The organism is Flavobacterium sp. CBA20B-1, assembly GCF_028473145.1.
Lineage (GTDB): Bacteria > Bacteroidota > Bacteroidia > Flavobacteriales > Flavobacteriaceae > Flavobacterium.
The window spans coordinates 1,286,313-1,307,162 of sequence record NZ_CP092370.1 but is presented as its reverse complement, the minus strand read 5'-3'; the positions used below and the strand labels follow the sequence as shown (position 1 = coordinate 1,307,162).

20 protein-coding genes are annotated in these 20,850 nt (G+C 34.2%); 11 read left to right on the top strand and 9 right to left on the bottom strand.

Annotated elements, in window-relative coordinates:
- Window positions 1-225 precede the first annotated feature (225 nt).
- Window positions 226-3,075: an aminomethyl-transferring glycine dehydrogenase gene (gene gcvP / locus MG290_RS06555; RefSeq protein ID WP_264563023.1), complete on the bottom strand. Its 2,850-nt coding sequence runs from the start codon at window positions 3,073-3,075 to the stop codon at window positions 226-228.
- A gap of 107 nt (window positions 3,076-3,182) precedes the next feature.
- Between gcvP and MG290_RS06550 the strand changes: the two genes are divergently transcribed.
- Complete coding sequence (locus MG290_RS06550) at window positions 3,183-4,016, top strand: hypothetical protein (RefSeq protein ID WP_264563022.1); 834 nt, start codon at window positions 3,183-3,185, stop codon at window positions 4,014-4,016.
- Window positions 4,017-4,022: 6 nt separating this feature from the next.
- The gene (locus tag MG290_RS06545; RefSeq protein ID WP_264563021.1) at window positions 4,023-4,997 is read left to right on the top strand and encodes an XAC2610-related protein; all 975 of its coding nucleotides are present in this window, start codon (window positions 4,023-4,025) and stop codon (window positions 4,995-4,997) included.
- Between the two features lie 55 nt (window positions 4,998-5,052).
- Here the strand turns inward: MG290_RS06545 and purE are convergent, their stop codons facing one another.
- The 7 genes from purE to MG290_RS06515 form a co-directional block, all read right to left on the bottom strand.
- Window positions 5,053-5,532 (bottom strand): 5-(carboxyamino)imidazole ribonucleotide mutase, encoded by a 480-nt coding sequence (gene purE / locus MG290_RS06540; protein WP_264563020.1) that lies wholly within the window; start codon window positions 5,530-5,532, stop codon window positions 5,053-5,055.
- A gap of 416 nt (window positions 5,533-5,948) precedes the next feature.
- Window positions 5,949-6,065 carry a hypothetical protein gene (locus MG290_RS14865; protein ID WP_413614623.1) on the bottom strand — a complete coding sequence of 39 codons (117 nt, stop codon included), beginning with the start codon at window positions 6,063-6,065 and terminating at the stop codon, window positions 5,949-5,951.
- Window positions 6,066-6,233: 168 nt separating this feature from the next.
- Window positions 6,234-6,476 (bottom strand): hypothetical protein, encoded by a 243-nt coding sequence (locus MG290_RS06535; RefSeq protein ID WP_264563019.1) that lies wholly within the window; start codon window positions 6,474-6,476, stop codon window positions 6,234-6,236.
- 41 nt (window positions 6,477-6,517) lie between these two features.
- The gene (locus MG290_RS06530; protein WP_264563018.1) at window positions 6,518-7,270 is read right to left on the bottom strand and encodes an RDD family protein; all 753 of its coding nucleotides are present in this window, start codon (window positions 7,268-7,270) and stop codon (window positions 6,518-6,520) included.
- A gap of 159 nt (window positions 7,271-7,429) precedes the next feature.
- The gene (locus MG290_RS06525) at window positions 7,430-8,584 is read right to left on the bottom strand and encodes a 5-(carboxyamino)imidazole ribonucleotide synthase (protein WP_264563017.1); all 1,155 of its coding nucleotides are present in this window, start codon (window positions 8,582-8,584) and stop codon (window positions 7,430-7,432) included.
- Between the two features lie 122 nt (window positions 8,585-8,706).
- On the bottom strand, window positions 8,707-10,122 hold the full coding sequence (locus tag MG290_RS06520; RefSeq protein WP_264563016.1) for a hemolysin family protein: 1,416 nt from the start codon (window positions 10,120-10,122) through the stop codon (window positions 8,707-8,709).
- A gap of 295 nt (window positions 10,123-10,417) precedes the next feature.
- Window positions 10,418-10,969 (bottom strand): hypothetical protein, encoded by a 552-nt coding sequence (locus MG290_RS06515; protein WP_264563015.1) that lies wholly within the window; start codon window positions 10,967-10,969, stop codon window positions 10,418-10,420.
- A 114-nt stretch (window positions 10,970-11,083) separates the two neighbouring features.
- Here MG290_RS06515 and hpt point away from each other — a divergent pair, with 114 nt between their 5' ends.
- The 3 genes from hpt to obgE all read left to right on the top strand — a co-directional run bounded on the left by hpt (window position 11,084) and on the right by obgE (window position 13,589).
- A complete protein-coding gene (hpt, locus tag MG290_RS06510; RefSeq protein WP_264563014.1) occupies window positions 11,084-11,614 on the top strand; it encodes a hypoxanthine phosphoribosyltransferase in 531 nt (176 codons plus the stop codon).
- An 11-nt stretch (window positions 11,615-11,625) separates the two neighbouring features.
- Window positions 11,626-12,198: an adenylate kinase gene (locus MG290_RS06505; RefSeq protein ID WP_264563013.1), complete on the top strand. Its 573-nt coding sequence runs from the start codon at window positions 11,626-11,628 to the stop codon at window positions 12,196-12,198.
- Window positions 12,199-12,590: 392 nt separating this feature from the next.
- Window positions 12,591-13,589 carry a GTPase ObgE gene (gene obgE / locus MG290_RS06500; RefSeq protein ID WP_264563012.1) on the top strand — a complete coding sequence of 333 codons (999 nt, stop codon included), beginning with the start codon at window positions 12,591-12,593 and terminating at the stop codon, window positions 13,587-13,589.
- 247 nt (window positions 13,590-13,836) lie between these two features.
- Here the strand turns inward: obgE and MG290_RS06495 are convergent, their stop codons facing one another.
- Complete coding sequence (locus MG290_RS06495; RefSeq protein ID WP_272586377.1) at window positions 13,837-14,280, bottom strand: hypothetical protein; 444 nt, start codon at window positions 14,278-14,280, stop codon at window positions 13,837-13,839.
- A 171-nt stretch (window positions 14,281-14,451) separates the two neighbouring features.
- On the opposite strand from MG290_RS06495, the gene MG290_RS06490 reads away from it, so the two are divergent.
- The 6 genes from MG290_RS06490 to MG290_RS06465 all read left to right on the top strand — a co-directional run bounded on the left by MG290_RS06490 (window position 14,452) and on the right by MG290_RS06465 (window position 20,849).
- Complete coding sequence (locus tag MG290_RS06490; RefSeq protein WP_264563010.1) at window positions 14,452-16,389, top strand: tetratricopeptide repeat protein; 1,938 nt, start codon at window positions 14,452-14,454, stop codon at window positions 16,387-16,389.
- Between the two features lie 10 nt (window positions 16,390-16,399).
- Window positions 16,400-17,068 (top strand): response regulator, encoded by a 669-nt coding sequence (locus MG290_RS06485; protein ID WP_264563009.1) that lies wholly within the window; start codon window positions 16,400-16,402, stop codon window positions 17,066-17,068.
- Window positions 17,069-17,273: 205 nt separating this feature from the next.
- The gene (locus tag MG290_RS06480; protein WP_264563008.1) at window positions 17,274-18,119 is read left to right on the top strand and encodes a vWA domain-containing protein; all 846 of its coding nucleotides are present in this window, start codon (window positions 17,274-17,276) and stop codon (window positions 18,117-18,119) included.
- Window positions 18,120-18,122: 3 nt separating this feature from the next.
- Window positions 18,123-19,259: a hypothetical protein gene (locus tag MG290_RS06475; RefSeq protein WP_264563007.1), complete on the top strand. Its 1,137-nt coding sequence runs from the start codon at window positions 18,123-18,125 to the stop codon at window positions 19,257-19,259.
- Between the two features lie 3 nt (window positions 19,260-19,262).
- Window positions 19,263-20,276, top strand: a complete 1,014-nt coding sequence (locus MG290_RS06470; RefSeq protein WP_264563006.1) for a protein kinase domain-containing protein — start codon at window positions 19,263-19,265, stop codon at window positions 20,274-20,276.
- Window positions 20,277-20,279: 3 nt separating this feature from the next.
- Window positions 20,280-20,849, top strand: a complete 570-nt coding sequence (locus MG290_RS06465; protein ID WP_264563005.1) for a phospholipase D-like domain-containing protein — start codon at window positions 20,280-20,282, stop codon at window positions 20,847-20,849.
- Window position 20,850: the final 1 nt, after the last annotated feature.

Sequence of the window (20,850 nt, the reverse complement as noted above, 5' to 3'; positions counted from 1 at the left end):
GCTGAGGCTCTCGAATGGTGGCTGAGGCTCTCGAATGGTGGCTGAGGCTCTCGAATGGTGGCTGAGGCTCTCGAATGGTGGCTGAGGCTCTCGAATGGTGGCTGAGGCTCTCGAATGGTGGCTGAGGCTCTCGAAGCCACAATTGAAACTCGAAGCCATCCGTACAAAACAAAAAAAACGCCCAACTTTTCAGTCGGGCGTTTTCGTTTTATCATAAAAAAGCAATTACGCTTCCATATAAGCTTCAATAGGTGCACACGAGCAAACAAGGTTTCTGTCGCCGTAAGCATCATCCACTCTACGAACACTTGGCCAGAATTTGTTTTCTGCTACATATTCCAACGGATAAGCTGCTTTTTCACGAGAATAAGGGAATTCCCACGTTTCGGCAGTTAACATAGCTAAAGTATGCGGTGCATTTTTCAATACGTTGTTGGTGTCTTCAGCGGTTACTGCTTCAATTTCTTTACGGATTGATAGCATTGCATCACAAAAACGATCTAACTCTGCTAAATCTTCAGATTCTGTTGGTTCGATCATCAACGTTCCAGCCACAGGGAACGAAACCGTTGGTGCGTGAAAACCGTAATCCATTAAACGTTTAGCAATATCGGTTACTTCAATACCTTTTGCTTTAAACATGCGGCAATCAATAATCATTTCGTGCGCTGCACGTCCGCGTTCTCCAGAATACAATACTTCGTAACCTTCGCTTAAACGTGCTTTCATATAGTTCGCGTTTAAGATAGCTGTCATGGTAGATTCTTTCAGCCCATCAGCACCCAACATACAAATGTATCCATAAGAAATTAAACAAACTAAAGCCGAACCAAACGGAGCCGCCGAAATTGCCGTAATAGCATTATCACCACCTACTTTAATAACCGGGTTGGTTGGTAAAAACGGTACTAAATGTTTCGCCACACAGATTGGACCAACACCCGGACCACCACCTCCGTGAGGAATTGCAAAGGTTTTGTGTAAGTTTAAGTGACAAACATCGGCACCAATACGTGCAGGATTTGTCAAACCTACTTGTGCGTTCATGTTGGCACCATCCATATAAACTTGCCCGCCGTTTTCGTGGATCAAACTTGTAATTTCTATAATCGATGATTCATAAACACCGTGAGTAGAAGGGTAGGTAATCATTACACAAGATAAATTGTCTTTGTGCAATTCTGCTTTTGCTCTTAAATCTTCCACATCAATATTTCCTTCTGCGGTGGTTTTGGTAACAACCACTTTCATACCAGCCATTGCAGCCGATGCAGGGTTTGTTCCGTGAGCCGATGCAGGAATTAATGCGATGTTTCTGTGACCTTCGCCACGAGATTCATGATACGCGCGAATAACCATTAAACCAGCGTATTCGCCTTGTGCACCAGAGTTTGGTTGTAACGTAGTACCAGCAAAACCGGTAATTACGTTTAACTGCTGCTCTAATTTGTGCAACATGGTTAAATAACCTTTGGTTTGATCTGCCGGAGCAAATGGGTGGATATTGTTCCAGCTAGGATTACTTAAAGGCAACATTTCTGCTGCTGCATTCAACTTCATGGTACAAGAACCCAAAGAAATCATAGAATGGTTTAATGCCAAGTCTTTACGTTCTAACTTTTTAATATAACGCATCAATTGAGATTCTGAATGATACGTGTTGAAAACATCATGCTCTAAAAAGGTTGATGTTCTTTCTAATTTCACAGGAACCAAAGCTTCTTGAGAAAGTTCGGTAACTGCATCAAATGATTTTCCGGCTACTTCGGCAAAAATACCAATTACCGTATTGATATCATTGATTGAAATCGTTTCGTTTACAGAAATTGAAACCGTATTAGCATCAGCATAATAGAAATTGAATTCTTTAGCTTCGGCAACAGCTTTTACTTTAGCAGCATCGGCTTTTACCAGAATAGTATCAAAATACGCATCGTTTAATTGCTCAAAACCTAACTTAGTTAATTCGGTTTCAATAGTAACTGCTTTTGCGTGTGCTTCGTTTGCAATGCGGCGTAAACCTTTTGGTCCGTGATAAACCGCGTACATACCCGCCATAACTGCCAATAAAACCTGTGCAGTACAAATGTTTGATGTTGCTTTTTCGCGTTTAATGTGCTGCTCACGTGTTTGTAATGCCATACGCAATGCACGGTTTCCGTTGGTATCTTGAGAAACACCAATGATTCTACCCGGCATAGAACGTTTATATTCTTCTTTAGTAGCAAAGAAACCAGCGTGTGGTCCACCAAAACCTAACGGAATACCAAAACGCTGTGTGGTACCAACAACTGCATCGGCACCCATTTCGCCCGGAGATTTTAAACGCGCTAATGATAAAATATCAGCAGCAACCGCTACTTTAATATCTTTTGAATGTGCTTGGTTGATGAACTCTTCATAATCATGAACCTGACCGTATTTACCAGGATATTGTAAAATTGCAGCGAAGAAATCTTCTGTAAACTCAAATGTTTCGTGGTTTCCAACAACAACTTCAATACCAATTGGGGTAGAACGTGTTTGCAAAACCGATAACGTTTGAGGTAAAATTTCTTCTGAAACAAATAATTTGTTTGCGTTGTTTTTCTTTTGATCTCTTGTACGAACATCAAACAACAATGCCATAGCTTCGGCAACCGCAGTAGATTCGTCTAATAAAGAAGCATTGGCAATTTCCATTCCCGTTAACTCAATTACGGTGGTTTGAAAGTTCAATAAAGCCTCTAAACGTCCTTGTGCAATTTCTGCCTGATAAGGAGTGTAAGCAGTGTACCAGCCTGGGTTTTCGAATATATTTCGTTGAATTACCGCCGGAACAATTGATTCGTTATAACCCAAACCAATCATCGATTTGAATACTTTATTTTCAGCTCCTAAAGCGGTTGCGTGTGCCAAATAATCATATTCGGTCATGGCAGGATCTAAAACCAGGTCTTTTTCTAAGCGAATTTTGTCTGGAAATGTTTCGTATAACAATTGATCCATATCTTTCACACCCACCGTGCTAAACATGTGTTGTAAGTCGGTTGCTCTGGGGCCAATGTGTCTCAAAGCAAAAGCATTTGTCTTCATCTGCTAGTAATAAAATTAGAGTTGTGTTTAAAGAAAGCAAAAATACAACTAATATTTGATTAATTTTACGGGAGATAAAAAATAAAGTTTGTGAACAGCAACAAGTTATGCAGCAACAGAGTACTATATATTTCACGCGTTTTTTTGACTGGTATTTGCAGGCTAGTTTGCATGTGGCGCTGGCAACCACTGCTTTGGTGCAAATGACTTTTTATTTTTGCTACCTTTCTTTTAATGCTGCTGTAACTGCATTGGTTTTTTTTGGTACTGTTTTTAGTTATAATTTTATTAAATATGCACCAATAATTGTCAAAAGAAAACGGTTGACACCTTTTTTAAAAAGTGTGCTTGCAATAAGCACAATAAGTATGCTGATTGCAGCTATTAGCTTTTTCTATTTGAATTTTAACGCCCAAATGCTCACTGTTTTCTTTGCTTTTTTATGTGTGCTATATGTAATTCCGGTGGCAAAGTCGAAAACTAATTTGCGAAATTTAGCGGGTATCAAAATTTATATCGTGTCGTTGTGTTGGGCGGGTGTAACAACGTTGCTGCCCATTGTAAACGCTGACCAAATTATAGAAAACGATGTGTTTTTTAAGTTTTCGCAGCGCTTTATTCTTACACTAATATTGATATTGATTTTTGAAATTAACGATTTAAAGTACGATGATATCCGACTAAAAACCGTTCCGCAAACAATAGGTGTTTTAAAAACCAAATATTTGATTGGTTTGCTACTGATTCCGTTTTATTTTCTAGAATTTTTAAAAGTGAATTACTACGGAAACCAATGGTTTATTAACCTGATATTGGTTTTGGTAATTGCATTGTTTACCTATTATGCAAACCCAAACCGATCAAAATATTACACCCTTTTTTGGGTAGAAAGTGTGCCGATATTGTGGTTTTTGCTGGTTGTTTTATTCAATTATATATAAGAAAAAATGAAGAAAATGTTGTTTTTAATACTATTGATGCCCTTTTTTGCAACGGCACAAAAATCGTTTGATTTGATTGGTTTTTCTGACGATTTTTCCGGGAAAATTATTGTTGAGGGCAATCAAGAAAATTCTGATCTTGAAACAAACTGTACGCTGAATATCTATCAAAAGAAAAATGGAAAGTTGATTTTTTCTAAACCTGCTTTTTATTCAGAATACGATATGGAAGAATCTAAGGTAAAATCAAATATAAAAGAAATTCCTTATGGCGAACAAAGCATTTTAATTTTTGAAGATTTTAATTTCGACGGAAAAGAAGATATTGCCTTGCGAAACGGGAATTACAGTTGCTATGGCGGACCAGCGTATGAGATTTATCTGGCTGATAAAAACGCTTTTGTTTACAATGAAAGTTTTACCGAATTAGGATCAAATTACTGCGGAATGTTTACAGTTGACAATGAAAAGAAACAGTTGCAAACCATGACAAAAAGCGGTTGCTGCTGGCATCAGTTTTCTACATACATTGTAGAAGATAACAAGGCGGTTCCTATCGAAATCATCGAAGAATCATATTCGGGTTTTTTGGTAGATTATTCTGTTCAAAAACGCATAAATGGTAAGATGGTTACCAGTACCCATCAAGAATTTGCTTATGATAACAAACCTGAATTTACCATGATTTTTGAAAACGGCAAGAAAATGCACTTAATGGGTATTTATGGCGACGAACATTTGACATATATTTTTACCAATGCAGAAGATGTGGTGGAACTTTTTATTGACGAAGGTTTTACGTACAACAAAGCCCATAAAACGGTATCGTTTCAGAATAAAAACACTATCTATATCGTTTCAGAAAATGAAATTGTGGTGAAAGATAATGGTAAAACCTATCACTTGAACAAAATAAAACAAACCGTCGGATCTTTCAATAATTTAAAGTGGAACAGTTTGACTAATGTGCAGATAAAATAGTTATTTCTTCTTTAAAAAAATGAAAAACCGCCTCAACCGTTGAGGCAGTTTTGTTTTACTTTAAGTCTTCAGCTGCTTTTATAACCGCTTCTTTTAAACCTAATTTGTAATCCATCATTTTTTGTAACAACGTTGCATTTTGACTTGCCAAAATTTGCACGGCCAACAAACCTGCATTTTTTGCTCCGTTCAATGCCACAGTTGCCACAGGAACACCGCCTGGCATTTGCAAAATTGATAAAACCGAATCCCAACCGTCAATAGAATTACTCGATTTTACTGGAACGCCAATCACTGGCAACGGACTCATACTGGCTACCATCCCTGGTAAATGTGCTGCACCGCCTGCACCTGCAATAATTACATTGATACCGTTATTGTGTGCGTTGTTAGAAAAATCGACCAATTTTTCTGGTGTTCTGTGTGCCGATACAATATCCACATGCGTTTCTACGCCAAATTCTTTTAATATGTCTATTGCTTGCTGCATTACTGGCATATCCGAAATGCTGCCCATTACTACTGCTACTTTCATTTTTTGTTTAGTTTATTATTTTCTATTATTTTGCAAGGTATGTGCAACCTTGTAGGTGTTACTTTTTTTCAAATCTGATAGCTACCAGGTTTTGGAAACCTTGCAGCAAATAAAATTTATACTTTAGCCATTATTACTGCTATGTTTATTTTTTGTTTAGTTGTTTTGATTTTATAAGTACAACAATAATAAAATAAATTAAAAAGTTGTATATAATATTTTGAATGTTTGTGTGGTGGTGAATATCTGAACAATTTAAGTTTTGTACAAGAAATTGCTTATAAAATATGAAAGGGAACCCTATCTCAAAATTTGGAAAAGAATTAGTAATCTTATTTTGAAAAAATGAAAACGTTAACGATAAAAATGAGGCAACACAAAAAGAAATTACAGTATAAATTATAATGTAAAATTTTTTAAGTAAAATCAAATTCAGTATCTTTTTCATTTCTTCTTGTATCCCAAACAGATAAAATTATTAGTTCGGTTGTGGTAAATTCGTAAAAAATTAAATAATCACGTATAATGGTTATCCTTATGGAACTATCTCTCGAAGCTCTTCCTATTTCAGGATGTGTACAGAGAAGTTTTATAGTTTAGAAAATAATTTATTAAGCTTTTTTGAATAGGTTTTTGACTTGGTTTTGTGGTATCAATAATTCATTATTTTATTCTTTCAAAATGAGCCGATTTTGTCCAAACTACTCTTCTTTTAGCCATTGGTCAATTTCATTTTCAGCTTCTTCATTAGTAATGTAATCGCCATTTCTATATTCCTTCCTTGCTTCTGCAACGCGATTTTTTTGATCTGTAGATAATTCATACAGACTTTCTTCTAGTTCAAAAGCTAAAATTTTTTTAATCTCCTTAATTACACGAACTTCTTTTAATTCTGTAATTCTGCTGATTATCTCTAGCTTTAGTTGTAAGTCTGAAGTACTCATTTTAAATTAAATTTTCATTAAAGTTAATAAAAAATCAGACATTATTGCATTTCTATTATTTTCCAATCTTTATTAGGTTCTTTTTCTAAATAAACGCTCACGTTAACATCTTTTTGATTTCCTAAAACTTTAATTTCAAGTTGTGCTTGTCCATAACCGTTTACAGATTTTATATTCCCCGTAGGAATCATTCCATAGCCTTTTATTCCTCCTGTTTCAGATATTATTTGTTCGTTTTTTTCAATTTCTGCAACAGAAACTTTATATGCTGCTGAGTTTTTCATGGTATTGCCAACGATAAAAAATAGAAGAACACAGAATGATATTGCTGCGCCCACAATAATTAAAATTCGTGGTAATTTTGTAGGCTTATTAGGATTTTTTACAACTATTGTATTTGCAATTTTATCGCCTAATCTTTTCTTTTCGTTGTTGGTTGCAAGTACAATGAATTCAACAGGCCAAATAATAAGCAGTAAATTTCTTAATAATAATTTGCTGTACGATGGAACTATATCAGGATTTCTTTCATCACGAATCATAATTCCCATAGCCCATTTTCCTATGCTATTACCTTTTATGGAATCTTTAGAAAGATATAAAAACATACCCGGAATCAAAATAGAAAATAAAGTAATTATGAATTTACTTGGATTATCTTCTTCCATAAAATTCGAACCTAAAGCTATAAATGCTAACGAAACTATTAAAGAAGTCATTATAAAATGATCAATAAAAAATGCGGCGATTCGTCTTTTACGGCTAGCTATCAAATAAAGTGGTTCTTGTTCCATTTTGTTTCGTTGTTTATTCTTTATGATTATCCTGCAAGGTCTTAAAGACCTTGTAGGTATCATTTTTTTTCAAATCTCATAGCTACAAGGTTTTGGAAACCTTGCAGCAAATTAAAAAGATGATGATTTGTCTTAATACTTAATACAACCATCTTAATACTACTTCGAAATCACTCGAATGATTTCTTTTACTTGTTGGGCAACTTTACGTGCTTCGGTCATGTTTTCGTTTACAATGGTCACGTGTCCCATTTTGCGGAACGGACGTGTTTCACGTTTTCCGTAAATATGCGGTGTAACACCATCAATCGCCATGATTTTTTCGATGTTTTCATAAACAACGTCACCCGAAAAACCTTCTTCGCCTACCAAATTCACCATGATTCCAGCTACTTTGCTATCGGTATTTCCCAAAGGTAAATCTAAAATTGCGCGAATGTGTTGTTCAAATTGCGAAGTATAACTCGCTTCGATTGAATAATGACCCGAATTGTGCGGACGCGGAGCTACTTCGTTTACTAAAATTTCATCATCGGCCGTTTGAAACATTTCTACTGCCAACAAGCCTACATGATTGAAGCTTTCTGAAACTTTCAAAGCAATTTCACGGGCTTTGTTTGCAACAGTTTCATCGATACGTGCCGGACAAATCACATATTCTACCTGATTGGCTTCTGGGTGAAACTCCATTTCTACCACCGGATAGGTTTTTATTTCGCCCGATGCCGAACGTGCCACAATCACCGCCAATTCGTTTTTAAACGGAATCATGGTTTCGGCAATGCATTCGGTTTCTGGTAAATGTTCCAAATCAATGGCTTGGCGCACCACTTTTACACCATTTCCATCGTAACCACCTTCGGTTGCTTTCCATACAAAAGGAAGTTGTATTACGCCGTTTTCCACATCTATTCTTAAAGCGGGTAGTGTTTTATAGCGTTTGTAAGGCGCAGTTGGAATATTGTTTTGAGTATAAAAATCTTTCTGATTGCCTTTGTTTTTAATCAATCGCAAGGTTTTTGGCGACGGATACACTTTTTTGCCTTGATTTTCTAAGGTTTCTAAAGCTTCTAGATTTACATTTTCAATTTCGATGGTTAAAACATCCACCTGATTTCCTAAATGCATCACGGTATCGTAATCGGTAAGCGAACCTTGAAAAAATTTTGTAGCTCCAAATTGGCAAGGTGCTTCTGTGCTTGGATCGACAACATAGGTTTGAATATCAAATTTTCGGGTTTCTGTAAGCATCATTTTTCCTAACTGTCCACCACCTAAAATTCCTAATTTAAAATCAGACGAAAAATAATTCATTGTTGTTTTATTGTTTAATTGTTGAGTTGTTTATTCGTAATCTACAAAGATACTGTTTCCATATTCAAATAAAAGAAGAAAAATTTTAAATAGAAAAGCACCTCGATGAGATGCTTTTTGTTTTATTCTAATTCGCTGTCATTAACAGGATTTTCTTCCATAAATTCTGGTTTAACGACTAATTGTATTGATTCCACCGAATTGCGGTACATTTTTAAAACAGTTCCGGTGTAGTATTCAAAATCAATATGGTCGCCTTCTTGAATGTCTTCTTCCGAAGTGTTGTTTCGGGTTTCCGAGATTAATCCGGCCAATGTGTCGTAATGCTCGCTTTCTTCAAATAAATAAGGAAGAAAACGATTGATGTCTGAAATATTTTCGTGCGAATTCACAATAAAAATACCGTCGGCGATGTTGTTTACAATCGGCTCTTCATTGTCGTATTCGTCTTGAATTTCACCCACCAATTCTTCTAAGATATCTTCTAAAGTTACCAAGCCTGAAAATTCGCCCACCTCGTTTGTTACAATAGCAACCTGCGAATGTTCTAACTGAAATTTCTTTAAAAGGTTTTTAATCAAAGTAGTTTCCGAAACGAAAATGGGTTCCCTTAAGATAGTGGCTATTGTGAAGTTTTCACCATTTTTTGTAAACTCTCTAAACAAATCTTTTGTATAAAGTAAACCTAAAATGTTTTCTTTCGTTTCATCGTAAACCGGATAGCGCGAGTATCCTTCGGAAATACAAAAATCAACAGCTTCTTTAATAGGTGTGTGCACATCTAAACTAGAAACGTTTTTCTTTAAGGTATATACATTTATAACGCGGCGGTCGTCAAAATCGAACACATTTTGAATCAAATCGCGTTCGGTTTGTTCAATAGCACCGCCTTCCTGACTTTCAGAGATGATCATTTTTAGTTCTTCTTCGGTGTGAATATCGCCCCCGTGAACCGGTGTGATACCAATGGCTCTAAGAATTACGTTTGCCAAACCATTCATGGTCCAGATTACGGGTTTAAAAACTGTATAGAAAATACGCAATGGCCAAGAAACAGCAAAAGTTGTTTGTGTGGGATACTGAATAGCCAATGATTTAGGAGCTAATTCTCCGAAAACTATATGCAAAATGGTGATAATGGCAAAAGCAATCGGGAACGAAATATTGTGTGCCAGCGCTGCATATTCCGGCCCAGAAAAACCAAGAACATGAAACAATTTTAAAATAAGCGGCGTAAGCGAACTTTCACCAACCCAACCCAACCCAAGCGATGCTAAGGTGATTCCTAATTGGGTGGCAGCTAAGTATGAATCTAAATGAGTAAGTATTTTTTTTGCTGCATTTGCAGAAGAAGATTTAATGCCTTTGTAAACTTCGATTTGTGAAGCGCGAACTTTAACAATTGCAAACTCTGCTGCAACGAAAAATCCGTTTAAAAAAACTAAAAATAAAGTTAAAATAAGCTTCCAGACCGATACTTCATCAGATAAACTGTCAGCCATAACCATTGATAAGGTACTCAGGGGTATTGCATCCATATTAAATAAAAAAAACTCTAGTTAAATTTTTTATTGAGCTTTTAATGTACATACAAAAATATAAAAAAAAGAGTAGGAAAAAGTATTTTTTATTTTTGGTTTGTTTTTTCTTTCCTTTTCTTTGTGTGTGCGGTTTAGAAAATAGGTTTGCTAAGATTTTTTGATAGTAAAGTTGCGTTACTTACTGTAAAATTCATGCTTTTTTCTTTAGAATGGTACATTGCTTGTTGCAAAATAGTGGCACGTAAAGGATTTTTGCCTTAAAAAAATTTTTAAATCAATAGCAGCAAAAACGTTAATTACGCGTTTTTTTCTTCTGCAACAGCTTTAGTATTTTTCTGCCTCTGCTTAAAAAAGAGGGTTCTTGCAACAGCAAATTTTGTTCAATAAGTGCGATTAACTGTTCTTTAACCCAATCTTCTTCATCCACCAAAAAATAAAGAATATGAATGGCATTTACCCTTGTTGCCACGGCTGATGGCAGAATAATCCAATCGAACATGGTGTGGATAATTTGCTTTTTTTGTGCGGTATTATAAAGGTTTTTATTGTTTTTTAATTGATGAAAAATGGTCCGCGAAATACAGCGTTTGTTCGATTCATGCGTTTCGGCTAAAGCCCGTTGCAAGTACAAATCCAAAGCTTGATCCAAATAATCAATATGGCGTTCCACCAACATATCCAATGCATGATACAATACAATTTTTTGCTTAGCATCCACACTGTAAATCACGTTCAAAAAAGCAGCAGCAGCAATTTGCTCGTTTAAAATATAATTCATTACTAACGTTCTACTGTTGGTGCTTAGATTGTGTTGATTAGTTGAAAAATAAGTAATTACATCCATATAAAATTATTAAAAAAAGAAATTTAGTTAAAAATAAAAATATATTTGGCAAATTTGCGAATAAACTTTAATTAAAGTAGTCATATTCGTATATTTGCATCGTTAAAATTAAATATGGAACTTCAAATATTAGATAAAACGTTTGTGCCTTTTATTTCTGCTGCTGAAATTGATAAGGAAATTCAGCGTATTGCTAAAGATTTGCACAACAATTTTCAAAACGAAGTTCCGGTTTTTTTAGTAGTGTTAAACGGTGCATTTATGTTTGCAGCCGATTTATTGAAGCATTACACAACCCCCGCACAAGTTTCGTTTGTTAAAGTGGCTTCTTATCAAGGAACAGAAACCACAGGCAAAGTAAATCAATTACTAGGGCTTGATGTGGATCTTACCAACAAACACGTGGTAATTGTAGAAGACATAGTAGATACAGGCACTACTATTACCGCAATTCAACAAGTAATAAACACACAAAAAGTAAAAAGTATGCAGGTTGCTGCGTTGTTTTTTAAGCCCGAAGCCTACACACAAACGGTGGAAATTAACCATGTGGGTTTTCGCATTCCCAATAAATTTATTGTGGGATATGGGTTGGATTACAACAAACAAGGCAGAAATTTACCAGAAGTTTATCAAATAAAATAATAGTAAAGAAAATGATTGCAATAGTTTTATTCGGAAAGCCAGGTGCCGGAAAAGGTACACAGGCAGAATTTTTAAAAGATAAATACAACCTTACGCACATATCAACGGGCGATGTTTTTAGATATAACATTAAAAACGAAACCGAATTAGGAAAAAAAGCAAAAGAATTCATGGATCACGGCGAATTGGTTCCCGATGAAATTACTATTGATATGCTAAAGAACGAAGTGAAAAAAAATATGGACAAAGCTGGGTTTTTGTTTGATGGTTTTCCAAGAACCATTGCACAAGCCGAAGCGTTGGATGCTTTTCTACAATCGATTCATTTAGAAGTAACAGCAACTATTGCTTTAGAAGCTGATGATGATGTTTTGGTGCAACGCATTTTAGAACGCGGCAAAACATCGGGCAGACCAGACGATCAAGACGAAGCAAAGATTCGTACACGTTATGAAGAATACAACGAAAAAACAGCTCCATTGATCGATTATTATAAAAAGCAAAACAAATACCACGCTGTAAACGGTATTGGATCTATCCAAGAAATTACCGAAAGATTAAGCGCCGTAATTGATCAATTTTAATAATAAACAAAATAGTTCTAAATAATCTTATCCTTTTTTGTAATTTAGGGTAAGATTATTTGCATTTAATAACACACAATAAGCTTGTTAAAAGGCGAGAGGATGAGGAAATAAATGCCTTGCGAAAAAAAGCAGACAGTTGTAAGCAACAGTTTGCGCTAGATTAAGAATAAAAAATAGAGATTTCTCTATTAAAAGATTAACTGATTATTTAAGTTCTATCAAATATTTTATTTATTGAATTTAACGAGTCGTCACTTCGAGTAACGCAACGTAGTGAAGTGTATCGAGAAGTTCTCGACAAGCTTCGGTTCTCGACTTCGCTCGAACTGACGAAGTTTTTCATTAATAAAAATGATAAAAACTATTGATAATCATCAAAGATTAAAACAATGACAGAAGGAAATTTTGTAGATTACGTAAAGATATATGTAGCATCGGGTAAAGGTGGTAAAGGTTCATCGCATTTGCACCGCGAAAAGTTTATTGAAAAAGGCGGACCCGATGGAGGAGATGGCGGTCGTGGAGGTCATGTAATCATTCGCGGCAATGAAAGTTTATGGACGCTGCATCATTTGCGTTTTCAACGACATATAAAAGCCGGTCACGGTGGCGATGGCGGAAGCTCTCGAAGCACAGGTGCAGATGGCGAAGACCGTTACATCGATGTTCCGTTGGGAACAGTTGTAAAGGATAAAGAAACCGGAGCGTTTTTGTTTGAAATCACTGAAAACGGCGAAGAAAAAATCTTGGCAAAAGGTGGTAAAGGCGGTTTGGGTAACTGGCACTTTCGCTCATCAACCAATCAAACGCCGCGCTATGCACAACCAGGAATTCCCGGTGAAGAGCTCGATATTATTCTCGAATTAAAAGTGTTGGCAGATGTTGGTTTGGTTGGCTTTCCAAACGCAGGAAAATCTACTTTATTGTCGGTTTTAACGTCGGCAAAACCAAAAATTGGCGACTATCCGTTTACAACGCTAAAACCAAATTTAGGAATTGTGGAATACCGCGATTTTAAATCGTTTGTAATTGCCGATATTCCAGGAATTATCGAAGGTGCTGCCGAAGGTAAAGGATTGGGGCATTATTTTTTGCGACATATTGAGCGAAACTCTACGTTATTGTTTTTAATTCCTGCAGATGCGGACGATATCAAGAAAGAATACGATATTTTATTGGATGAATTAAGAAGATACAACCCCGAAATGCTGGATAAAGACCGTTTAATTGCCATTTCTAAATGCGATATGTTAGACGATGAATTAAAGGCAGAACTAAAAATACAGCTTGATAAAGAATTTGACGGACTTCCGTATATATTTATATCATCGGTTGCCCAACAAGGTTTAACGGAACTGAAGGATAAACTGTGGCAAATGCTGAATTAAAAGTATCTCACTAATAAAAATTACAAAGAAAGTTATACATAATATTATTTATTATATAAAGATAGCCGTCACTTCGAGTTGGTTTTTCGTAATGAAATGGAAGAAAATCGTATCGAGAAGTTTTAATTAGAAAGTTCTCGACAGGCTCGAACTGACGAAATTTAGATACATTCTATTTGGTATAACTTTTCGAGTATCATTGATTTAAAAAAGGAGCTGATCTGTAAAGATAAGCTCCTTTTTTTGTTTACTTATTTTCGTTTAATACATATTCTTGGATGATATATCGTGTGATAGGACGTAGCGTTTTTCCTGTTTCGGGTTGCAAGCCAGGTTGGTTGTAAAACTCTAAAGTTCCATTAGGGTTTTTAATATACCAAATTTTTGGATTTCCCTTTTTGTCGAAAAATGAAGTCTTTGTATCCACTTTCAATTTCCTGAAATCCTTAATCAATTGATCTTCTTTTGGAACCGCTGTTGCCGCAAAACTGTTTATTTTTTCCTTACAATCAACTGCTACATATTTTTCCTCTTTCCACACCATACAATCTTTCGCTGTAAAGCTTTTGATATTCATAAATACTGAAATTAAAATCAGAATACTCAAAATTCCGACAATTCCGATTTTTTTGAATGGGAATTTCCTTTGGTTTTTGATCGGATCTTCATCAGGAACTACTGTGTCAATCAATCAATAATAGTATAGAAGTAAAAGATCAAAGCGGTGGCGGTAATACGGGAAACAATGGAACGGTATTAATACCTATAAAACCACCAAAACCACCGGTAATTATTAAATAAGTTGTTGGTGAACTAAATAAAAGTGATAATTTAGGGTATTCGTATTTCTTTACTAAAAATAATGAAGTTTCAATACCCTATTTTATTGCTTTTTGCATTGTTCTGTTTTTCTTGCCAAAAGAAAGAAATGGTTTTTGATGAGAAAAAAACTGCTGTAAAAACAATTGATTCCCTTTATAATTTATCGTTTTCAGACAATCGTTCTTTAAATGATCAAATTCAGCTAACAAATAATGCAATGTATCTTGCAGAAAAAGAAGCTATCGATTCGTTGTATTTAAAAGGTATCTGCAACAAAGCCTATCATTTTATGGCGACTTTTCCAGATAGTTCGGATTATTACATCAATCAACTTATTGCAACCTCAAAAAAGAAAAACAATAAAAAATACTTGGCGTATTCCTATACTTTAAAAGGAAATTCGCTTTACAATAATGCGCAATACGATAGTGCGTATTATTATTTTAAAAATGCCAATGTGGTTTATTTTGATTTTAATGACAGTTTATCGCTGGCATACAACCAATTAATGATGGCGCGTATTCACTATTTTTATAACGATTATAATACAAGCGAAGAGTTGGCTGTTCAATCTATTGAAAATTTGCAAAATAAAGACACACTTTATGTTATAGAATCTTACAACTTATTAGGAAATATTTATCTAACCTCAGAAAGATATGATCAAGCAACGACTTATTATCAAAAAGCACTAAATCTTACAGAAAAACCATCAATACCAGAAGCCTATTTAAGAAATAATATAGCATCTTTAGCAATTGCTTCTGGAGCCTATCAAAAAGCAGCAATTCAGTTAAAAGAACTATTACATTTGAATGTATCAAACAGTGATATTACTTTACAATCGACCGTTTTGTTGAATTTAGGATATGCTTTATTTAAACAAAATAGTAAAGAAGGTCTTTCAGAAATGATGGCATCTTTAAAGATAAGAGAGCAAGCGAATATGGAACTTTCTTTGATTGAAAATTATCTTAAAATTGCGGAATATTACGAATTAAAAAACCAATCTGTTGCCACAAATTATCTAAAAAAAGCATTAGTATTAGCAACCAAACACAAAAGCATCGACAATAAAATTTTGGTTTTAAAAAGGCTGATTTCTTTAACTAAAAACAATGCCGAAACATATTCCAAAGAATATATTCGCGTAAATGATAGCATCACATCGGTTCGCAATCAAGCAAAAAACCAATTTGCCAAAATGCGTTTTGATTATTCAAAAGAATTAGAACAAAATCAGGTATTAAAGTCGAGAGCAATTGAAAATCAATTGGTGATACAAAAGCAAAAAAACAATCAATTGATATTATGCGGCATTATTGTTTTTGTAATAATCGTTTTCTATTTTATTTATTATTACATAAGAAACAAACATCTAAAAGAAAAGATTACCGAAAATTACAAAACCGAACAACGCATTGCTGCACGTATTCATGATGAATTGGCAAACGATGTATATCACACGCTCTCGTTTGCAGAACACACCAATTTGTCCGATGAAAACAACAAAACCAAACTATTAGATCATTTAGAAGATGTGTATAACCGCACCCGAAATATATCGAAAGAAAACAGCGTAATTCCCACCGGGAAAGAATATGTGGCTTACTTGAAAAATTTGTTTTTAGAATTTCAAGATCCACAGGTGAAAATTATTACAGCAGGAACCGATGATTTTCCTTTTGATGACTTAAATGCCATAAAAAAAGTGGTTTTATACAGAATTATTCAAGAATTATTGGTGAATATGAAAAAGCACAGTCAGGCTCATTTAGTGGTTTTAAAATTCTATAAATCAAGTAAATATGCTGAAATTCAGTATGCAGATGACGGCGTTGGGTTTGATAAAAATGAAAAAAAATTAAAAAATGGACTCCAAAATGTGGAAACCCGCATAAAAACCATAAATGGAAGTATTAGTTTTGACCCAGAAATAAAAAAGGGAGTAAAAGTTCTATTGCGATTTCCTTTATAAGAATAAAAAAATGTTTAAAAAAGTTTTAATAGCAGAAGATATCGACAGCATCAGTTTGGGTGTGGTAACCGCTTTGGAACAATATTCTGAAATGGAAATTCATCATGCAAAATATTGCGACGATGCGCTGTTAAAAATAAAAAAAGCATTGCAAGACAACCAACCATTCCATTTATTGATTTCCGATTTGTCATTTAAAACCGATCATCAAAAAACCGAACTAAAATCGGGCGAAGAATTGGTGCAGGCTGTAAAAGAACTACAGCCCGAAATTCAAATCATCGTTTATTCGATAGAAGACCGCATGGCAAAAATTAAAAGCATGTTCGATAATAATTTAATAAATGCCTATGTTTCTAAAGGGCGAAACAGTACCGAAGAACTTAAAAAAGCCATAGCATATCTTTACAAAAAAGGCAGTAAATACATGCCAGAAGCGCTTTTAAACAAGTTGCGCGAAACATCGGTTTTCGAAATTGAAGCCCAAGACATAGAACTTTTACAGCTTTTGGCAAAAGGCTATTCGCGCGATGAAATTTCAAAAGTTTTTTTCACTAAAAATTATTCATCGGCAAGTACCAGCAGTGTTGAAAAACGCATCAATCGGCTAAAAATTCATTTTAATTCCCGAAACATCACGCATTTGGTAAGCCAAACCAAAGATATTGGACTTATTTAGATAGAAATTATAAAAAAATTAGATTGAAACACTTTGTTGTTGTTTTCTTAGAATTGTTTGTTTTTCTAAGAAACATTTAAAAATCCGGCTTTTTAACCGCAGCCGGATTTTTTTTTAACTTTTTTTTAGCAGAATGTGGAAACCCTCAAGGAAACTAATTTAATTTGAAATATATTTGAAATTTAACTATAAAACAGAATAAATTATGAGTAACAATTCAAAACAATGGAGTTCCGCAAATCCTGGTTACATCATTTTCTTGATTGACCAATCGGGTTCTATGGGAGAAGATTATACAGGAGGAAAAAATAAGGCAGAGTTTACTGCCACAGTAATTAATAGAACAATTACTGAGATAGTAAACACCAATATGGATGGTGACAAAATTAAAGATAGAGTATTCATTTCTTTAATTGGATATGGAGGTAATGGAGGTAATTCAGTAGATGATATTCGTTCTGATTATTTAAGTTCTTTTGGAGATAATCCACTTAGAATTGAAAAAGGGAAACAGAAACAATTAGATGGCAATGGTGGCTTCATAGAAATTGATGTAGATGTTCCTATTTTCATTGAACCAATAGCAAATGGATTAACCCCTATGGGAGAAGCATTAAATTTTGCAAAACAATTAATTGAAGGTTGGATAAGTAAAAAACCTGAGAATCTCGCACCTGTCGTTATCAATATTTCAGATGGTTTACCTTATGAAGGAAATAATGGTGATGAACCTAGTAAAACAATTAGAATTGCTAAAGATTTAATGAATATTTCAACATCGGATGGTAATCCTCTAATATTCAATGTTCACATAGGTAATGGAGGAAAAGAATGCGGTTTTGAAGAAAATGAAAGCCAATTGTCAGACGAAGAAGCCAAACTTTTGTTTAAAATTTCTAGCAAAGTTCCAGAAAGCTATAAGGAAGCAGCAAGAAAGCACGATTTTAAAATAGCAAATGATTCACGTGGATTTGTATCCAATGCAGAGCCATTAACACTAATTAAGTTTATCAATTTTGGTTCATCTGGAGGAACAGACAGAATTATTTAAGAAATGAAAATCAATATAAAAGGGTTTATAACAAGTAAGAAATCAGAATTATATTCTGATTGTGCGGATAATTATGCTGTAAACATTGAGCATAATAAATTTTCTATTTCTGATGGTGTTTCAAAGTCTTTCTTCCCCAAAGTTTGGTCGGAGATATTGGTAAATAAATATGTCAATCAAAAAGATTGGAAAGACAACAATGAATTTATTGTTGAAAGTCAAAAAGAATGGCAGTCCCAAATTGATGAAATTGTTGCTCAACCAGAAGTAAAATACTATACACGTAACGCATACATCAAAAAAACACCTGCATTGGCAACATTTGTCGGGCTGCAATTTATAGAATCCGAACAAAAGTGGATTGCACAAGCATTAGGAGATAGTTTTTTATTTTTCATTCCAAAAGGTTCAACAGAGATTGAAATTAAATTATCCACTAAACCTGAACCTATTGTATTTGACAATTTCCCTGATTATTTATCAAGCATTGGAAATTCTCATAAAGGAGAAAAAAAGCCAATTAAAGGAGAAAAAATAAAGGAAGGAACTTTTTATTTAATGACCGATGCCCTTGCTGAATGGTTTTTATCAAACACAAAACACGCCAAACAGACACTTGACAATATCAAAACTCAAGAACAATATCTTGAAACAATTGAAAATGAAAGAAATGCTAATCGTTTGAATGACGATGATTCTGCAGTTTTGATACTTGAACTTTTTGACGATGGTAAAAAAGAATTTTCTTATACTGAACCTAATATTATTCCTTTATCAGAGCTTATTAAGAAGGAAGTAGAGGATATTGAGGAAGCTAAAAAAAAAGAAGTTTCTTCTCAAGATTCTTTAAACGTAAATGAAGAAGAAAACAAGGAAGAACAATTAACAGAAGAAGAAAGTTCTGAAAAAGAGGCAATTGAACAAGTTGAACTATCAATTGAGAACGAGAATAACGAAAAAGAAAGTTCGGAGGAAAAACCGCTTGATGAAAATGTAAAAGAAAACACAGCAGAGGATAATTCGCCTGTCGAAAATGATAATCTTTCAGAACAAAAACAGGAAGAAGAAAAATCATCTGAACCAATTCAGAATATAGTTTCCGACAATCCAAAAGCTAAATCAATTTTTGATAAATTCTAACGTATGGCAAATATTTATCCTTCAAGAACTGATATTGTTACAGCAATGCGAAATCCGCAAGTTAGCTTTAAAGCAAGCGAATTGGTTGGTGGCTCAATTATTCAAAAAGGTTCTCGTGTTATTCAATATTCAGGTGGTTATACAACTGTTTTTCCGTTTCATATGAGTAATTCCCAAAAAGTAGCTGTACGCTGTTGGATTGCTGACATTGGAGATGCCAAGAGAAGAAGTCAGGAAATATCAACTTATTTAGGGAATCTGAACAATTCCTATTTCTGTGATTTTAAATATTTGGAAGAAGCACTTCTTATCAATGGAAAAATCTATCCTATAGTTTTAATGGATTGGGTTGAAGGAAAAACTTTGAAAGATTTTATCAACGATAATATACATTCAAATCCTACTTCAATCTCTAAAGTACGAGAGAATTTTAAAGAAATGGTTGCCTATTTTCATCAGCAATATATTGCTCACGGAGATTTGCAACACGGAAATATTTTGGTTAATCCTGATTGCAGTTTAACAATTATTGATTACGATTCAATGTACATTAAACCACTTGAAGGAATGACTGATTCAATTAAGGGTTTGCCAGGTTATCAACATCCGTCACGTTCTTCAAACAGGTTTGTAAATCCTCGGTTGGACTACTTTTCAGAATTAGTAATTTATTTATCGTTGCTTATTTTTGAGAATCAACCAAGTTTATGGGAGAAATATTATGAAACCGAAGACTTGCTCTTTTCAAAAGAGGATTTTGCTAATGTAAACCACTCATTTTTAATCAATAGTTTGTCACAATCCAATAATCAAACGATTGTGGATTTGACCAATAAAATGAAAGAACAGTTAGCAAAAAGTGATATTCAACAATTAGAACCATTAGAAAATTTACTAATTGACAGAATGGAAGTTATCAAAGACAATATTTTTGACAAATTCGACAAACAACCCAATCCGCCAAGTAAAAAAGAAGTAAAACTTCCTGATGTAAACAACATAACGAATAAGTTTTAACAAATGACAGAGGTTTACTTTGAAGATATACACAATCAAATCATCAATCAAATTTCGGCTTCAAATAAAAGTCTGAAAATTTGTGTTGCGTGGTTTACTGATGTTGAAATCTACCAAAGCATTATTCAAGCTCAAAACAGAGGTGTTCAGGTTTATATCATTGTAGCAAATCACGAGCTCAACAAAAATTCACGAGTTGATTTTAAAGAATTGTTGCAAAATAACGGATATGTAGGATATATCGGAAATATCAATGATGGTGCTAAAGACAAACTTATGCACAATAAATTTTGTATTGTTGATGATTCCACAATTATTACAGGTTCATATAATTGGACATTCAAAGCAAGATTAAATGATGAAAATATCATCGTTATTAAAAATCAACCTACTGTTATTGCTCAATTCAATGACAAGTTTGAAAGCATAAAACCTCAATATGGTTTTGCAATTAAAGGAAATGAAGTACAGCTTTTGCCTATTGAAAAAATAATGGCAAAATGGGACAAACCAAAAGAAACAAAGCCACAAACAAGAATAAACAACGTAAAATCAATTTTCGATAAATTTTAAG

Bases quoted from the DNA above. Each gene is read 5' to 3' on its own strand.
- gcvP (WP_264563023.1), bottom strand. From the start codon at position 3,075: ATGAAGACAAATGCTTTTGCTTTGAGACACATTGGCCCCAGAGCAACC.
- MG290_RS06550 (WP_264563022.1), top strand. From the start codon at position 3,183: ATGCAGCAACAGAGTACTATATATTTCACGCGTTTTTTTGACTGGTAT.
- MG290_RS06545 (WP_264563021.1), top strand. From the start codon at position 4,023: ATGAAGAAAATGTTGTTTTTAATACTATTGATGCCCTTTTTTGCAACG.
- purE (WP_264563020.1), bottom strand. From the start codon at position 5,532: ATGAAAGTAGCAGTAGTAATGGGCAGCATTTCGGATATGCCAGTAATG.
- MG290_RS06535 (WP_264563019.1), bottom strand. From the start codon at position 6,476: ATGAGTACTTCAGACTTACAACTAAAGCTAGAGATAATCAGCAGAATT.
- MG290_RS06530 (WP_264563018.1), bottom strand. From the start codon at position 7,270: ATGGAACAAGAACCACTTTATTTGATAGCTAGCCGTAAAAGACGAATC.
- MG290_RS06525 (WP_264563017.1), bottom strand. From the start codon at position 8,584: ATGAATTATTTTTCGTCTGATTTTAAATTAGGAATTTTAGGTGGTGGA.
- MG290_RS06520 (WP_264563016.1), bottom strand. From the start codon at position 10,122: ATGGATGCAATACCCCTGAGTACCTTATCAATGGTTATGGCTGACAGT.
- MG290_RS06515 (WP_264563015.1), bottom strand. From the start codon at position 10,969: ATGGATGTAATTACTTATTTTTCAACTAATCAACACAATCTAAGCACC.
- hpt (WP_264563014.1), top strand. From the start codon at position 11,084: ATGGAACTTCAAATATTAGATAAAACGTTTGTGCCTTTTATTTCTGCT.
- MG290_RS06505 (WP_264563013.1), top strand. From the start codon at position 11,626: ATGATTGCAATAGTTTTATTCGGAAAGCCAGGTGCCGGAAAAGGTACA.
- obgE (WP_264563012.1), top strand. From the start codon at position 12,591: ATGACAGAAGGAAATTTTGTAGATTACGTAAAGATATATGTAGCATCG.
- MG290_RS06490 (WP_264563010.1), top strand. From the start codon at position 14,452: ATGAAGTTTCAATACCCTATTTTATTGCTTTTTGCATTGTTCTGTTTT.
- MG290_RS06485 (WP_264563009.1), top strand. From the start codon at position 16,400: ATGTTTAAAAAAGTTTTAATAGCAGAAGATATCGACAGCATCAGTTTG.
- MG290_RS06480 (WP_264563008.1), top strand. From the start codon at position 17,274: ATGAGTAACAATTCAAAACAATGGAGTTCCGCAAATCCTGGTTACATC.
- MG290_RS06475 (WP_264563007.1), top strand. From the start codon at position 18,123: ATGAAAATCAATATAAAAGGGTTTATAACAAGTAAGAAATCAGAATTA.
- MG290_RS06470 (WP_264563006.1), top strand. From the start codon at position 19,263: ATGGCAAATATTTATCCTTCAAGAACTGATATTGTTACAGCAATGCGA.
- MG290_RS06465 (WP_264563005.1), top strand. From the start codon at position 20,280: ATGACAGAGGTTTACTTTGAAGATATACACAATCAAATCATCAATCAA.